Genomic DNA, 15944 nt, shown 5'->3' on the forward strand with positions numbered 1-15944 from the left:
TTAGGCTTTATGGCAAGATACATTGGTCCCAAGTCTAGGATAGCAAGGAAATTCAAGGAAGCTATCTATGGCCCCGACCGTTCTTTCGAAAAGAAAAACTATCCTCCCGGACAACACGGACAAAGCAAACGCAGAAAGAAAGTTTCTGAATATGGTGTTCAGTTGAACGAAAAACAAAAAGCAAAATATACTTATGGTATTCTCGAGAAACAGTTCAAGAATACCTTCCTAAGGGCTTCTGCTAAGAGTGGAGTAACAGGTGTTATCCTTCTTCAATTAATTGAAGCACGTCTGGATAATGTAGTTTTCCGCCTCGGAATTGCACCTACCCGTGATGCTGCACGTCAGTTAGTTGGACATTGCCATATTACTGTAAATGGTAAAGTGATCAATGTTCCTTCCTATGAAGTAAACAAAGGCGATGTAGTTGGTGTCAGGGAACGTTCAAAATCACTTGAAGTTATCGTTAATTCACTCACCGGAAGGTCACATCGTTTCTCTTGGCTCGAATGGGATGAAGCCAGCATGAGTGGGAAGTTCCTTAATTTCCCCGAACGTGATGAAATCCCAGAAAACATTAAGGAACAACTTATCGTTGAATTGTATTCGAAGTAATCGTTTATCTTGCAACAATCAACCAAGAAAGGATATTTATGGCCATTTTAGCATTCCAGAAGCCTGATAAGGTTATTATGATACAAGCCGACGAGTTCGACGGTATCTTTGAATTCCGTCCTCTCGAGCCAGGTTTTGGTATCACTATCGGTAATGCTTTGCGCAGGATACTTCTTTCATCGCTTGAAGGATATGCCATTACTGGTATACGTATTGATGGAGTAGATCATGAGTTCTCCTCTATCAAGGGCGTTGTGGAAGATGTTACCGATATAGTTCTTAACCTTAAAAAGGTTCGCTTCCGTAAGCAAATTGAATCGGAAGAAAGTGAGAAAGTAAATTTCTCAATTACAGGCAAAGATGTCGTTACAGCAGGTGACATCGCCAAACACCTCTCTATATTTCAGGTGCTGAACCCGGAAGTTGTGATTTGTCACATGGAATCTTCTGTGAAGCTGAATATGGAAGTAAGTATCAATAAGGGTAGGGGATATGTACCGGCAGAAGAAAACAAAGTGCCTACAGCATTACTTGGAACAATTGCCATTGATTCTATCCATACTCCTATTAAAAATGTGAAGTATAATATCGAGAATTTCCGCGTTGAACAAAAAACCGACTACGAAAAACTCGTTCTTGAGATTAAGACTGATGGTTCAATCCATCCAAAGGAAGCTCTCAAAGAAGCAGCCAGGATTTTAATTCATCACTTTATGTTATTCAGTGATGAGAAAATTACCCTGGATACTGAAGAGAAAGCTGTTGCTGAAGAGTTTGATGAAAATACCCTTCACATCCGTCAGTTGCTCAAAACCAAGCTGGTCGATATGGACCTCTCCGTTCGTGCTCTCAATTGTTTGAAAGCAGCTGACGTGGAAACCCTTGGCGACCTTGTATCATTCAATAAGAATGACTTGCTGAAATTCAGGAACTTTGGAAAGAAATCACTTACTGAACTTGAAGAGTTGGTGAAATCAAAGAACCTTGAATTCGGGATGAATACCGCTAAGTATAAATTAGATAAGGAATAAGCGAAATGAGACATCAAAAAGCAGTTAACCACCTGGGTAGAACAAGCGCTCACCGCAAAGCAATGCTCGCCAATATGGGCAGTTCTTTGATCATGCACAAGCGCATCACCACCACCCTCGCTAAGGCTAAGGCACTCCGTTCATATATTGAACCACTGATTACAAGAGCCAAGGAAGATTCAACTCCCAGCCGTCGTTTAGTATTTAGTTATCTTCAGGATAAAGAAGCTGTTACAGAACTCTTCCGTGAGGTTTCCGTTAAGGTAGCCAATCGCCCTGGTGGATATACCAGAATCCTGAAAACAGGCTTCCGCCTTGGTGATAATGCCGATATGTGTATCATTGAGCTGGTTGACTACAACCAGGCAATGCTGGAGGCTAAAGAAGCTGCTCCAAAGAAAGCTACACGTCGCCGCCGTTCCACCGGTAAGAAAGCTGAAACAACAACTGAAGTAGAAGCAAAACCAAAAACCTCTAAAGCAAAAGATAAAGCTGAAGTAGTAGAAGAAAAAGTGGAAACCAAAGTTGCTGAAAAGGAAGTTGAAACTCCGGTAGCTGAAAACATTGAAGAAGCTCCTGATGAAACAACTGGTGAAGATACCGAGAACAAACAATAATATGTAATTGTATTATAAAAGGATAAGGTGAAGAATTCTTCACTTTATCCTTTTCGCTTGTCAGAACATTTAGTTATTTTAAATTAACAATATGTTCATTTGTTGTAAACATCAAAATCCTATTATCAACCAGTTAAAGGCGCTGTATAATAAATAGCTATTCTTAGGTATACTGACAACCTTTTCTTGTTGACATAATTAAATAATTTAAAACTTTAAACATGAGCCAGATTGTAAACATTACAGCCCGCCAGATCCTTGATTCTCGCGGAAATCCAACAGTTGAAGTTGACGTATATACCTCCAATGGTATTATGGGACGTGCTGCCGTACCATCAGGCGCTTCCACAGGTGTGCACGAAGCCTGCGAATTACGTGATGACGATAAAAGTACCTACCTTGGAAAAGGAGTTTTAAAAGCAGTTCAGAATGTAAATAAAACTATCGCTGAAGAACTCAAGGGTGCGTTTATTTCGGAACAGAACGAAATCGACCGTCGAATGATTGAATTGGATGGTACACCAAATAAATCAAATTTAGGAGCTAATGCAATTCTTGGAGTTTCTCTGGCTGTTGCAAATGCAGCTGCCCAGGAATCCAGCCAGTTCCTTTATCGTTATGTTGGGGGAGTTAATGCCAATACCCTCCCTATCCCAATGATGAATATCATCAACGGTGGTTCTCATGCCGATAATAGTATCGATTTTCAGGAATTTATGATCATGCCTGTTGGAGCTCCAACATTTGCCGAAGCTCTCCGTATGGGAGCCGAAGTTTTTCACAGCCTGAAATCTGTTCTTAAAAAATCTGGTTATTCGACTAATGTAGGTGATGAAGGCGGTTTCGCACCAAACCTTAAGAGCAATGAAGAAGCAATTACTGTTATTCTTCAAGCCATTGAAAAAGCAGGTTACAAACCCGGACAGGATGTTTATATCTCCCTCGATCCAGCTTCAAGTGAATACTATCTCCCCGAAGAAAAAGTATATCACCTTCATAAATCAACCGGCGATAAACTGACCTCTTCACAAATGGTTGATTATTGGAATAACTGGATCCAGAAATATCCTATTATTTCAATTGAAGACGGTATGGCAGAAGACGATTGGGACGGTTGGAAACTGATGACCGACACCATGGGTAAGAAAATCCAACTCGTTGGTGATGACCTTTTTGTTACTAATACCAAACGCCTCCAAATGGGTATTGATAAAGGCGTTGCTAATTCCATTCTGGTAAAGGTGAACCAAATCGGGACACTTACTGAAACCATTGAAGCTGTTACCTTAGCCTATCGTAACTCTTACACAGCAGTGATGAGCCATCGTTCAGGTGAAACGGAAGATACTACGATTGCCGACCTGGCAGTTGCACTTAACACTGGTCTTATCAAGACCGGTTCAGCCAGTCGTACCGATCGTATCTGTAAATACAACCAGTTACTCAGGATTGAAGAAATCCTTGGCAGCTCCGCAAAATACCTTGGCAAAGACTTCAAGTACGCACGATAACTGGTAAAAGGGAAGCCTCTTTCCTGATAAAATACCAAAAACACCCCCTGCAGAGGTTCTCAATTCTGGACTGCTGCAGGGGGTAACTTTTCTTCAGATACAGACAATTTAAATAAGAGTTGTATTTTTGAATAAAATCCATTTTGTGAAAATTGCCACTAAAGAATCAGAAAAATTAAGTTCAAGTACCCGGGTTGAGAACCAAACCTGGTTTAAAGGTGTCAATCCCGGCCTGATTCTTTCGGGAAGCCTGCTATTGATAGCTGTTGTAACATGGTTTACTTATCATTCCTCATTGTGGAATGGGTTTGTTAACTATGACGACAACCTGTATATCTATGAAAACAGTGATATCCGGAATTTATCCTGGAACAATATCCTGGGTTTCTTTAAAGGGAATATTGGGCAGTATCCTCCACTTACCATGATTGCCTTTTCATTGATTTATCATTTCATAGGTCCTGAACCAACCTCTTTTCATGTGGTAAGTTTGGTATTACATGTTTTCAATAGCCTGCTCGTATTTTTATTTATCTATCACTTTGACCGCAAGGTTCTTGCCGCACTTGTTTCTGGATTGTTATTCGGGCTTCATCCCATGCACGTAGAGTCGGTGGCATGGGCAACGGAACTAAAAGATCTGTTATATACGGCTTTTTTCCTGGGTGGGCTTCTGGCATATCAATCGTATCAGCAATTAGGAAACCAGCGAAAATACCTGGTAATAGCCCTGGTTTTGTTTATTCTCTCTTGTCTTTCGAAAGGAATGGCAGTGGTTTTTCCATTGGTATTGTTGCTGATGGATTTTTACAATTCAGGGAAGATCAGTAAGAAACAATGGTTGGAAAAGAATTCCATTTTTTGTTTTGGCTTTTATTTGGGGTTTTTTGACCCTGATCACCCAGCAATCGATGGGGGCATTGGATGGTGGAACCTCAGTCACCTTTTTGAAAGACTATTTGTTTTTTCACATGGAATTCTCTTTTACCTTACAAAAGCCATTTTCCCTATTCAGCTTTCTGCCTTCTATCCTTTCCCCATGGGATATGGCGGAGGTCTTCCTAATTCGGTTTACTTTAGCATAGTTGGAGTGATATTTCTTTGTGCAGTACTTTATTTTGCTAAGAAATACCGCAAAATTCTGGTTTTCGGTTTTCTTTTCTTTCTTGTAAATTTATTACTTGTCCTGCAGCTCTTGCCAGTTGGTATGGCTATTACTGCTGACCGCTATTTTTACCTGTCATCCATGGGTCTTTTCTTTATTATAAGTTATTTCTTGGATGAATTGATTCACCATCAGCCTCGTTTAAGGGCCAGTGTGCTCAGTATAACAATTTTCATCCTGGCAGGATTGGCAGTGCTGACTCATTCAGCTAAAGATTTGGGAAAACAGCATATCACTCTGGAACCAGGTTTTAACAAATTCACAACCATACAAAGGATATGCCTTAGCCTATACCAACCGGGGTGATGCCTATGCTGACCGCAATGATTTTGATGCTGCCATCAGGGATTATGATAAGGCGCTTGAATTGAATCCTGAATATATTGATGCCTTGAATAACCGTGGAATGATTAAAGGGTTGAAACAAGAATATGCCGGAGGCAAACTCGATTTTGATGCTGCCTAGTCATTCGTCCCGATTTCGCCAAGGCCTATAATAATCGCGGGAATGCTAATCGTTTTCTGGGGATGCCGAGGCTGCACTGGACGACTTCAACAAGGCCATCACTATCAAACCTGATTATCTTGATGCCTATATCAACAGAGGAGTTATGTTATACCTCGTTGGTGATTCCCTGGCAGCCTGTCGTGACTGGAAAAAAGTCAGGGACGCAGGTTCCGGTGCGGCGGACCAGTTGTTAAAGGATTATTGCAAGTAATCAGGCTGGCAATAGGAATTGCTTGTAATTTTCTTTGGTAATAACCTTACATTCACTTTCAGGATAAGCACCACGAAAAGTTTTAGGAAAAAACACCTTTCTTGCAGGGTTCCACTTGAATTCGTAGGCGAATAATTTGCCGTCCTGTTCTTCAAGATAATCTATTTCCTGCTGTGCAGTGGTCCTCCAGAACCAGCGGTTTACCAACTTCTCATGGTAGTCAAGGTATTTGGTGCGCTCACTTATAAGGAAGTTCTCCCACAATGCTCCTGTGTCGTTACGCAATTCCAGCGGCTGAAAGTTAGAAATTAGGGCATTCCTGATCCCATTATCGTAGAAGTAAATCTTTTTCGCTGCTTTTAATTCATTCCTGAGGTTTCTGCTGAAAGAGTTCAACCTGAAGATTACCTGCATCTGTTCCAACAAAAGGATGTATTTTTCAATGGTTATTTTATCGATTTCAATCAGGTTGCTGAGTTCATTGAATGAAACTTCATTCCCAATCTGAAAGGCAAGCGCCTGTACAAGCCTGACCAATTTATCCGGTTTTTTAATTCGTTCCCATACTAGTATGTCTTTATATAAGTAACTCTCTGTCAGTTCATGAAGTACTTTTTTCTCATTTCCGGGATTTGATACTACTTCCGGGAAATATCCATAGATCATTCGTAATTGCAAATGTTTCATTTCCTCAAAAAGTCCGTGATGAGCTGCCATTTCCCCAAATGATAACGGAAAGAGCTGATACTCCCATTTCCTGCCTGTAAGTGGTTCATTAATCTCGTTAGCCAATTCAAGAGCTGAACTTCCAGAGGCAATAACCTGGATTTCAGGGATATTATCAATTACCAATTTTAGTTTAAGCCCGATATTTTCAATCCGTTGTGCTTCATCAATCACAATTACTCTGTTATCCTCGAAAAGTGTTTTGAATTTTTCCGTTGTAATGTTCTCAAATAGTGTCCTGATGTCAGGTAATCTCGTCTCCATTGAACCATAGTACCTTTTGCATGTTCCGTTTGAATCAGCATTTTCAGTAATGTAGTTTTACCTGCCTGTCGTGCCCCAATAAAAATAATTGCTCTTCCCTGTCAAAATTATTTCTGATGGTTCTGTAATAATACTATTAATCATTTTGCAGCATTTATTCGACAAAAGTATAATAAAATGCGATCGTAATCGAAAATTAATATAATAATTTGTGATTATACCCTAAAAATATACATAAATGTATGAATCAAAAGCAGGTTTAAATCAGCCGATACGTTGAAAAAAGTTCTAAATCATTAAGGTTTCAATCAGTTTGGGCTAACTATAAATGCATAATTTTTTTGAATCATCCTTATAATGTAATTCAAGCTATTATCTTTGATAAAAAAGTGTTGTGAAGAATCTGTATATATTACTTGTTTTTTTGTTGTGTTTAAGTAACGGCTTTTCACAAATTGTCATTCGTTTAGTGGGAGCTTGAGAAGAAAATACTATACTTCCAAACCTTCACCCTTTCAGGCTACCAGAAAATTGACAGTGCAAGGGTAACCAATGGTGAACTTACATTCCCGATTACAACAACGACCCCTTCTGGAGTTTATAGGATTGGGGATGGGAAAAACGGGTTTGATTTTATATTGAATGAGAAAGAGATTCGCTTTTCTACCTCCTGGCCGCAAATGCAGGAAAATCTGAAAGTGCTGAAATCTGATGAAAATCAGCTTTGGCAAATATACAGTAAGAAAAGAGATCAATCCTATCTTCACCTCGACTTGTTAAACCAGGTGCTGGTTTATTATGATTCCCAAACTGATTATTACGCAACTACATTAAAGGAATTTACCGGAATTCAGGAAACCTTCAGGAACTGGACCGATTCTATTATCACTGTTCAACCTAAATCCTATGTTGCCAGGTACATCCGTGCCGACCGGAAACCTGTTATTCCACCGGGGTTAACATTGAATGAACAAAAAGTATTTTTCAGGGAACATTGGTTTGATGGCATCGACTGGAAGGATAATTCCATGATGACCTCAGAAGTGCTAACAGCTAAGATTACTTCATACCTGGGATTATATTCGAACTCCAATGCAGGGAAAGCTGAATTATCACAAGGATTTATGATGGCGGTGGATAAGATCTTACCTCTTGCAAAGCAGAATCCGGAAGTTTATGATTTTTGCCTCAAGTACCTTATCCGTGGTTTTGAACGATATGGTTTTGAAGATGTGATCTTGCATATGGCAACAAATTATACATCTTCCCAGCAATGCGAAAATGAACATCAGGCTGAAACACTTGCCCGGCTTGAGAAGTACAAGTTGTTAAGCGTAGGGAAAGTTGCACCCGATATTCATATGAAGGACTTGTCAGGAAAGGATTTCATACTTGGCAGTATTAAACAACAAAAGCTAATCGTTTTCTGGGCCAGCTGGTGCCCACATTGCAAGGAGCTGATTCCGGATATTATCAATTGGTCGAAGCAGCCTTCAAATCAAAAAATTCAGGTGGTACCTGTTAGTCTGGATGAAGACAAAAACGCTCTTGAGAATGCAATAAAAGAGCTGGGAATTCCCTGGCCGGTTATGTGTGATTTCAAAAATGGAGTTCCCAGGTGGCGGTGGATTATAATATCTATGCTACCCCACCATGCTGCTATTGGACAAGGATAATAAGATCATGGCAAAACCTATGAACCTTGCAGAACTTCAGCAAGCGATGAATAAATAGTCGCTAAGGAATAAATAGCCTGCCGGCAAGGCAGGAATTTCACGGATCAGGACGGATTTACGCGTGGATCGCTGACGTTCCATTTAGGTCAGTTGTTCTGTGTCCTAAAAGCTTTTACAGGTTTTTTAACAGGAAGTCAGTCATTCTGGTATAGAGGTGATGGGAAGTATTCCCTCCATAAATACCATGATTCCGGTTGGTATATAACTGCATGTCAAATTGTTTCTCTGCCTGTACCAATCGTTCCGAAAACTCAATGGTGTTTTGAACATGCACGTTATCATCTGCTAAACCGTGACAAAGCAGGAGTTTTCCTTTCAGGTTCTCGGCAAAATTCAGTGGTGAATTCTGGTCATATCCTTCAGGGTTTTCCTGGGGAGTACGCATGAATCGTTCGGTGTAAATATTGTCATAATACCGCCAGTTAGTGACCGGAGCCACTGCAATACCTGCTTTGAAAACATCTGCTCCCTTAACCATACAGGAGGCGGAGACATATCCGCCGAAACTCCAGCCCCAGATACCTATGCGTGAGGCATCTACATAAGGAAGGCCTGCCAGGTATTTACCTGTTTCAATCTGGTCGATGGTTTCATATTTGCCCAATTGAAGATAGGTCATCTTGCGGAATTCTTCACCACGGGCACCAGTGCCGCGCCCATCCACACATACGATCAGATAGCCGAGCTGTGCCATATAATTTTCCCAATCCAGTTCCCAACGATCAATAGCGCTCTGAGAGTTTGGCCCGCTATACTGTGTCATAAATACCGGATACTTTTTATTGGCATCAAAATCAGGTGGTTTTACCATCCATCCGTAAAGCTTTACATTTTCGGAAGTAGTGAATGAAAAGAATTCCTTAGTGTTGAACTTGTATTCTTTGAGTTTTTCTGCCATTGCTTTATTGTCGTCGAGAACCCTGACCAGTTTCCCTTTTGTATTGTATAAGGAGGTTTGGGTAGGAGTGGTTGAATTACTCCATGAGATAGTGTAATATTTAAAGCCTTCACTGCATCGAATGCTGTTATTTCCTGCCTTTTCCGACAGTTTTTTCTTATTGCTGCCATCCCATTTTATGCTGTAAATTTCCCTCTGATAAGGCAGGGGCTCGGCTGAAACATAGTAAATGGTCTTGTTTTTTTCGTCGCAACCGATATAATCCATTACATCGAAATTGCCTTTTGTCAGATTAGTAACAAGGGTGCCATCCATTTTAAAGAGAAAAATATGGTCCCAGCCATCTCTTTCCGAACGGGCAATAAAGTGCTGATTATCTTCGAGAAACTGAATGTCGTCAAATGTTTTTTCGTCAATAAAATATTTATTCTTTTCCTCATATAATAAAGTGGTACTTCCGGTGAATGGGTTGGCTAACAGAATTTCAAAATGATTTTGAAGCCTGTTTAAGCGGAAAACTGCAAGTTTATCAGCATTCTTTGTCCAGCGGATTCGCGGAATATAGATGTCGGTTTCTTTTCCAATATCAACTAATGTTTTTTTACCATTATCCAGTTGATAGGTATGCACGCTCACAATTGAATTAGCTTCCCCTGCTTTGGGATATTTAAAGCTGGAGCAATGTGGATATAATTTGTTTTCATCCAATGAGGGTTCAGCCCCCTGGAACATACTCATGCTGAACTCAGATACTGCAGTCTCATCGAAACGGATCCATGCCAGGGTTTTGCTATCCGGTGACCATTCATAAGCCTGGTTGAATTCAAATTCTTCTTCATACACCCAATCCGGGGCGCCATTTATGATGAAGTTAAATTTTCCATCTTCAGTGATCTGAACTTCTTTCCCCGTGGTGAGATCAACGTAGAACAAATTGTTTTGCCTAACAAAAGCTACTTTGGAGGCATCGGGAGAGAAAGTGGCAAGCTGTTGTTTGCCGTTTGTCGAGAGTGCTTTTAATTCCTTCGATTTCAGGTCGAAAATATAATAACTGGCAGTGAAAGAACGGCGGTAGATAGCTTCCTGGTCAGTGGTGAGTAAAACCTTGCTTTCATCTGAACAGAAGGCAAAGTCACTGAAAGCAGCGATTGCAGGATTGTTTAGCTTTTTGAGGTCGATGAGGGTGCCAACGGTATCTCCTGTTTCATAGCTTCTTTTTACAAGTTTAGTACCACGGCCTTCAGCGGCGCAATAATGGATCCCATCTTTCATTGAGCGGAGTCCTCGTGCCCCGCGGGCATAGAAACTGTAGTTTTTGGTGAAGTCTTCAAGGACAAATGATTTGGTTCCATTCTGTGCTTCAGCTAAAAGAATGGTGAGTATGAAGGTAATGAGGAGGAAAAGTGGCTTCATCTGCGATGTATGTTTAGAATTTGAAATCAAAAGTAGGATTTTAGGGGGAGACTGCAAAGTTTGTGAGAGATTGCTCAGGGAAGTGCAGGATGCCTGTGTGAGTAGGCTATAATTCTAACAATACTTATGATTTCCATTAATACCAATTGCCGACCTTGGTTTTTCGTTGGAAATTTTTACTTTTGCATTGAAATCGCGTCGTTAGCTCAGTTGGTTTAGTCCGCCAGCTGGCGGATGACAGGGTAGGGGGCACAAGAATTATTATATGCGTCGTTAGCTCAGTTGGTTTAGAGCATTACCTTGACAGGGTAGGGGTCACTGGTTCGAGTCCAGTACGACGCACAAAAGGAAGGCCGGAGGCCTTCCTTTTTTATTTGCATTTTAGAGAAAAACTCATAATGTCTGCTCAAACATCAAGTTGTAAGTAATTTTAAACCTGACAGGTTTCCAAAACCTGTCAGGTTTAAAACCAATTCGCTATTGTTGAGGATCAGCTATATTGAGTCTTCTAAATCGCTTATCCATGCTTGCTATTTTTTAAGTTTACATTTTCCTTGCCTTCACTAGTGCTACCCTGTTACCATCCATTTCCATAACTTCCAGTACATAGCCTTTAACTACTATCTGATCGCTTGTAACTGGGATACGATTAAGAGTAAACATCATAAATCCGGAAACTGTATTAGGCCCAGTAAGTGGCTCTTCTGAACTGAAAAGGGATTTGATGTCAAGTAAATCCTGCGCATCTTCTATGGTCATAGCTCCACTTATTAACAATGACCCATCTTCAAGCCTTTCAGCCTCTGATTCACTTTCATCATTGCTCATAGGCATATCGCCCAGTAAATTTTCTGTTACATCGTGAAGCGTTACCACTCCTTCCATTAATCCATATTCATTGAGAACAATTCCGAAATGCTTCCTGGCTTTCCTGAATTCTTCAAGGACCCTGATTGCAGGCATATGCTCAGGGAAGTAAAGGGGGTCAGTGATGAGGCTTTCAAGATGAATATGACCATGCCTGATATAGGCCATCAGAATATCCTTCTTTGGAATGATACCCAGTACTTCTTCTGTCGGTTTTCGAATAATCGGTAACACTGAATGACTTGCCTTTTCAAGTTTTTCAAGAATCTCTTGATCATTTAACCCCGTGTCAAGCCACTCCACATCTACCCTGTGTGTCATAAGGGTATTGGCAAACTTGTCCCCAAAACGGATCACTTCATTGATAATGACGGATTCTTCTTTCTCAATAATACCATGCTCTGATCCCTGTTTTAGCAGTAACCTTAGCTCTTCTTCTGTTACCGGTGCATCGTCAGTTTTTTTTATTCCGGATATTCTGAGGACAATATTCGTGGAAATGCTTAATAGCCAGACTGCCGGATAAAGCACCTTTCCAACGGAGTGCATGGCTGGAGAAAGCAGAATGGCAATTTTTTCCGGATTATTGAGTGCAATGGTTTTAGGCACCAGTTCACCAATAATAAGTGAAAAATAAGTAATCAGTCCTACAACAAATATTACCGACAAGGTATCAGCATAAGGGGCCAGCCAGCTTATTTTCATAAGAAAAGGTACCAAGTCTTCAGCAAGCGCCAGCCCGCCATATGCCCCGGAAACAATTCCTACCAATGTAATCCCTACTTGTATGGCTGATAGTATTTCTTCAGGTTTTTCCCTTAAAGCCAATGCCACCTTGGCCCCCTTACTGCCATCACGCTCTTTGTCCTGCAGCCTTGATTTCCGGGAGGAAACCAATGCAATCTCATACATGGCAAATAGTCCATTCAACAATAGCAGAAGGCTGATGATAAGTATTTCCATGGAAAAGATTTAAGAGTACAAATTTAAGGTAGAATGAATCGGTAAAAAATTGTGGGTGAATCTTTGAGAGAACTTACTTAATTCTTTCAATGAAGATTAAGAAGCGGGATAATGAATTTAAACCTGACAGGTTTCCGAAACCTGTCAGGTTTTAAATTACTCAACAAATAGTCAAACTAGATTGAAATATAATTTTCCCTTAAACTTCCCGGCATTGATTACTCAATAATCCTGTTATCCCCCAGTTTAAATGGATTTTCCACCTCTTTCACCGACTTATCCGGGTAATGAACCAGGAATTTCGGGGCATTTATGAGTTTATTAATCTTTTCAGGTGTGGTGAGTGATGGAACATAGGTTATTTCCAACAGCGGGTCAGTGGCTGTAAACAGAGTTTTGAAACGTACAATTCCATCATCATTGGATAAATGCGAAATCAGGAAAGGCATCCATTGCTGAAGAGCCGGATCAATAGCTTCATTGAAGATGAGCCGGTAAACTTTCAATTCCTCAGTTTTATAAGTATCGAATTTGTTGAAACTCACATCATTGGCGTCAAAGTAGGTAGCAAGGAATACCTCCTTCGAAACATTGCCTGTCTTTAAACCAGCCTTATTTACAACGAAATCAAGCTCTTTTTCTACCTGGTCTTCTCCTTCACCAAATATGACAGACTTCTGGCCAATCCATGCTTCTATCTTACCGGGTTGTGTTAGGGTGGAATCATAGTAGAAGGTGGCTTTTACCGGTTCGCCATAGGAAGTTTCCATCGCTAATATTCCCTTATGCAAAGTCATTAAATCGGCAAGCAGATATTGATCATTGGGATCAAAGCAATGGTCGATGCCCAGGGTTACAAAACTGATATGCTCAATTGCAGAAGCCGGTGGGTTCATAAACAGGGCCACCGGACTGAAAATAGCTTTTTTCAGGGCTTCCGGATTAGTAAGGGATTTATCGTAATACACCACAACTTTAAAATGTTTCACATAGGTTTCAACCCCTAAAACTCCCGGAACATCCTTCATCTGGTTGGCAAACGCCCTTGAACTGCCAAAGCACTTAATGTTTTTTAAACCTGATAGCTCAAAAACCGATGCATTGCTAATCTTTTCAGAATCCACCCATCGTTCGCTGATGGTAGGAAGTTCGTAGCGGTTGGCAATCAGGATGGAAGCGGCAATCAGAATCACAGTGGCAACGGCAGGCAACCATTGAATGGGCCTTTTATTAATGCTCAAAGCTCCTTTTTCAGGGCATTTTACAATGCAATCGGTGCAAAGGTGGCAATCAATATGGTTAACCTTATCTACAGTGGAAATCTCCAGGGCCATCGGGCATTTTTTATCGCAGATTCTGCAGCTCGTGCAAATATCCTTGTCGCGGGTGATGCGTAATGGAGGGAAAATTAAAAATTTCAATGTAGTAGCTTCGAGGATAAATCCTGTAATACAGGCTGCTCCCAATAACCAAACCCAGGAAATATCCAGGTTCAGGAAGCTGTTCAGCATGACCCAGAGAAGGGATAGAGCTGCCACGGGTAAGGCATACACTGCAAGATTCGTTACCGCACTCAAAGGGCAGAGGTACTTGCACCAGAACTGACGGATAAAGAAAGAGCCAATAATTGTGAAGATCAGTGCCGGCAGGGCAAAGTACCATACTACATCTCCCGAAAAGCCTGTGAATGCAGCATAATAGGGGTCAAATTTCTTGCAGAACAGTTCGCTGTTGGTAATAGAATAATAGAAAGTGATGAAGAGCAAAGCATATTTAATAAGCCTGAGCGCTTTATCGGCAGGGCCTTTGATGGTAACCTGCATTTTCAGCTTCCTGGCCTGCATTCCCAGCCATTCGGTAAGGGTGCCAATGGGACAGACAAAGCTGCAGAAAAGTTTACTTAACAAGATGACACCCAGGAGAAGTGCCAGTCCTAATGCAATCTGCACTGTGGTCATGGAGCAGGTGAGGGTATTACGCTGGAAGAAGCTTCCCAGGGCTTGCATACCACCAAAAGGGCAATAGGCTTCGAAATCAGCAAAGTACTGCCTGTCGAAAAAGGGCCGTACCGACATATATGCCAGCAGTGTTAGTATTCCCCACTGAAGGGTAAGCCTCAGGTAATTGCGACGGTTCCTGGAATTTTTACTCATGTAGCGTGGTTTTTTCTGGTATGTATTTGAAAGACCGAAATTAACGAAAGCATAAACCTGTTAATAATTAGGAGTCAATTTAGAATTATTCCAGCGAAGCATGGCCTGATTATTGAAACTTTACGAAACCTTACTATTCTGTATCTTTGAACCGTCAATATTTTCATTATGACCTTGTTGAAATTTTCATTAGCCATTTGCACCTTATCTTTTGTAATGCTGACCTCCTCATTTTCTCAGGAAGCTGGGAAAGGGGCTGGTGAAGCATTAAATGCCACCAAATCAGCCGATTCCAGAAGAGGAGAAACAGGTATCAGGCTAATGTTTTATAATGTGGAGAATCTGTTTGATGTGGTGAACGACAGCCTGACTGCAGATGATGAATATACTCCGGAAGGAATGCGCAGATGGACTTATGCCAGGTTGCAGCGCAAGATAAATAATATATCAAAGGTCATCATCAGGGTAGGAGGCTGGGAACCCCCTGAAGTGGTGGGACTTTGCGAGGTTGAAAATCGTTATGTTCTTTCACAGTTAGTGAATGATTCGCCTTTGAAAAACATTGGCTACAAAATCATTCATAAGGATTCACCTGATCCCAGGGGCATAGATGTTGCCTTGCTTTATCGTCCACTGAAGTTCAAACCAGTCTATTCAGAGTTCATCACTGTGAAATATCCTTTTGAACCCTCTTCCCGCACACGGGATATCCTTTATGTGAAAGGCCTGGTATTGGGAAAGGACACTGTTCATATATTTGTAAATCACTGGCCTTCGAGGTTTGGCGGACAAATGGCTACTATTCCGAAAAGGAATTACGTAGCGCAGTTGCTCCGGACCAGGGTCGATTCCATTCATTCAATAAATCCAGCTGCGAAGGTGGTTATCATGGGAGATCTGAATGATGAGGCAACAGATGAAAGCGTGGCAGAGGTGCTTGGTGCTAAACGGGATTCTGTCAACCTGAAACAAATGGATCTATATAATATGATGTCCGGGGCCGGAGGCAATTGGAATCGTGGCACCATAAAGGACAAAGAGGTTTGGATCATTATCGACCAGTTTATTGTTTCGGCTTCGATGCTTGAGTCAACAGGATTTCACACAACTCCTCATTGGGTTCATATCATGGATGCACCATTCTTATTACAGAAGGATGAGTCCTGGTTTGGCCAGAAGCCCTTCAGAACTTATTTCGGTGCTAAATATACCGGAGGGTTCAGCGATCATTTGCCCATTTACATGGATTTGAAAATTAAAGACTGA

The 15944-nt window shown here is 41.1% G+C and carries 12 protein-coding genes, 1 tRNA gene and 1 pseudogene; 10 read left to right on the forward strand and 4 right to left on the reverse strand.

Annotated features, from left to right (window positions below):
* The first annotated feature begins 9 nt into the window (after positions 1-9).
* From rpsD to IPH84_10045, 7 genes are all read left to right on the forward strand, one after another.
* Positions 10-615, forward strand: coding sequence for a 30S ribosomal protein S4 (rpsD, locus tag IPH84_10015; GenBank protein ID MBK7173550.1), 606 nt, complete (start codon positions 10-12; stop codon positions 613-615).
* 38 nt (positions 616-653) lie between these two features.
* On the forward strand, positions 654-1646 hold the full coding sequence (locus IPH84_10020) for a DNA-directed RNA polymerase subunit alpha (protein ID MBK7173551.1): 993 nt from the start codon (positions 654-656) through the stop codon (positions 1644-1646).
* A gap of 5 nt (positions 1647-1651) precedes the next feature.
* Positions 1652-2263, forward strand: coding sequence for a 50S ribosomal protein L17 (gene rplQ / locus IPH84_10025; protein ID MBK7173552.1), 612 nt, complete (start codon positions 1652-1654; stop codon positions 2261-2263).
* A 221-nt stretch (positions 2264-2484) separates the two neighbouring features.
* Entirely contained in the window at positions 2485-3774 is a 1290-nt protein-coding gene (eno, locus tag IPH84_10030) for a phosphopyruvate hydratase (protein ID MBK7173553.1), read from the forward strand.
* Between the two features lie 145 nt (positions 3775-3919).
* Positions 3920-5245: a hypothetical protein gene (locus tag IPH84_10035; protein ID MBK7173554.1), complete on the forward strand. Its 1326-nt coding sequence runs from the start codon at positions 3920-3922 to the stop codon at positions 5243-5245.
* On the forward strand, positions 5142-5405 hold the full coding sequence (locus IPH84_10040; GenBank protein MBK7173555.1) for a tetratricopeptide repeat protein: 264 nt from the start codon (positions 5142-5144) through the stop codon (positions 5403-5405). Before IPH84_10035 ends, IPH84_10040 begins: the two co-directional genes overlap by 104 nt.
* Before the next feature lie 76 nt (positions 5406-5481).
* A complete protein-coding gene (locus tag IPH84_10045) occupies positions 5482-5658 on the forward strand; it encodes a hypothetical protein (GenBank protein ID MBK7173556.1) in 177 nt (58 codons plus the stop codon).
* On the opposite strand, the pseudogene IPH84_10050 reads toward IPH84_10045, so the two are convergent.
* Positions 5659-6689 (reverse strand): annotated as a pseudogene (locus tag IPH84_10050) (ATP-binding protein).
* Positions 6690-7328: 639 nt separating this feature from the next.
* Here IPH84_10050 and IPH84_10055 point away from each other — a divergent pair.
* Complete coding sequence (locus IPH84_10055; GenBank protein ID MBK7173557.1) at positions 7329-8324, forward strand: redoxin domain-containing protein; 996 nt, start codon at positions 7329-7331, stop codon at positions 8322-8324.
* Positions 8325-8496: 172 nt separating this feature from the next.
* Here the strand turns inward: IPH84_10055 and IPH84_10060 are convergent, their stop codons facing one another.
* Positions 8497-10695 (reverse strand): S9 family peptidase, encoded by a 2199-nt coding sequence (locus IPH84_10060; protein MBK7173558.1) that lies wholly within the window; start codon positions 10693-10695, stop codon positions 8497-8499.
* Positions 10696-10962: 267 nt separating this feature from the next.
* On the opposite strand from IPH84_10060, the gene IPH84_10065 reads away from it, so the two are divergent.
* A tRNA-Val gene (locus IPH84_10065) sits at positions 10963-11037 on the forward strand.
* Between the two features lie 201 nt (positions 11038-11238).
* Here IPH84_10065 and IPH84_10070 read toward each other — a convergent pair.
* Together IPH84_10070 and IPH84_10075 are read right to left on the reverse strand one after the other, a co-directional pair.
* Complete coding sequence (locus IPH84_10070) at positions 11239-12525, reverse strand: HlyC/CorC family transporter (GenBank protein ID MBK7173559.1); 1287 nt, start codon at positions 12523-12525, stop codon at positions 11239-11241.
* Positions 12526-12743: 218 nt separating this feature from the next.
* The gene (locus tag IPH84_10075; GenBank protein MBK7173560.1) at positions 12744-14678 is read right to left on the reverse strand and encodes a 4Fe-4S binding protein; all 1935 of its coding nucleotides are present in this window, start codon (positions 14676-14678) and stop codon (positions 12744-12746) included.
* A gap of 168 nt (positions 14679-14846) precedes the next feature.
* Between IPH84_10075 and IPH84_10080 the strand changes: the two genes are divergently transcribed.
* Positions 14847-15944, forward strand: coding sequence for an endonuclease (locus IPH84_10080; protein ID MBK7173561.1), 1098 nt, complete (start codon positions 14847-14849; stop codon positions 15942-15944).

The sequence above is a fragment of the Bacteroidales bacterium genome (assembly GCA_016707785.1).
Taxonomy (GTDB): domain Bacteria; phylum Bacteroidota; class Bacteroidia; order Bacteroidales; family UBA4417; genus UBA4417.

Bases quoted from the DNA above. Each gene is read 5' to 3' on its own strand.
- rpsD (MBK7173550.1), top strand. From the start codon at position 10: ATGGCAAGATACATTGGTCCCAAGTCTAGGATAGCAAGGAAATTCAAG.
- IPH84_10020 (MBK7173551.1), top strand. From the start codon at position 654: ATGGCCATTTTAGCATTCCAGAAGCCTGATAAGGTTATTATGATACAA.
- rplQ (MBK7173552.1), top strand. From the start codon at position 1,652: ATGAGACATCAAAAAGCAGTTAACCACCTGGGTAGAACAAGCGCTCAC.
- eno (MBK7173553.1), top strand. From the start codon at position 2,485: ATGAGCCAGATTGTAAACATTACAGCCCGCCAGATCCTTGATTCTCGC.
- IPH84_10055 (MBK7173557.1), top strand. From the start codon at position 7,329: ATGCAGGAAAATCTGAAAGTGCTGAAATCTGATGAAAATCAGCTTTGG.
- IPH84_10060 (MBK7173558.1), bottom strand. From the start codon at position 10,695: ATGAAGCCACTTTTCCTCCTCATTACCTTCATACTCACCATTCTTTTA.
- IPH84_10070 (MBK7173559.1), bottom strand. From the start codon at position 12,525: ATGGAAATACTTATCATCAGCCTTCTGCTATTGTTGAATGGACTATTT.
- IPH84_10075 (MBK7173560.1), bottom strand. From the start codon at position 14,678: ATGAGTAAAAATTCCAGGAACCGTCGCAATTACCTGAGGCTTACCCTT.
- IPH84_10080 (MBK7173561.1), top strand. From the start codon at position 14,847: ATGACCTTGTTGAAATTTTCATTAGCCATTTGCACCTTATCTTTTGTA.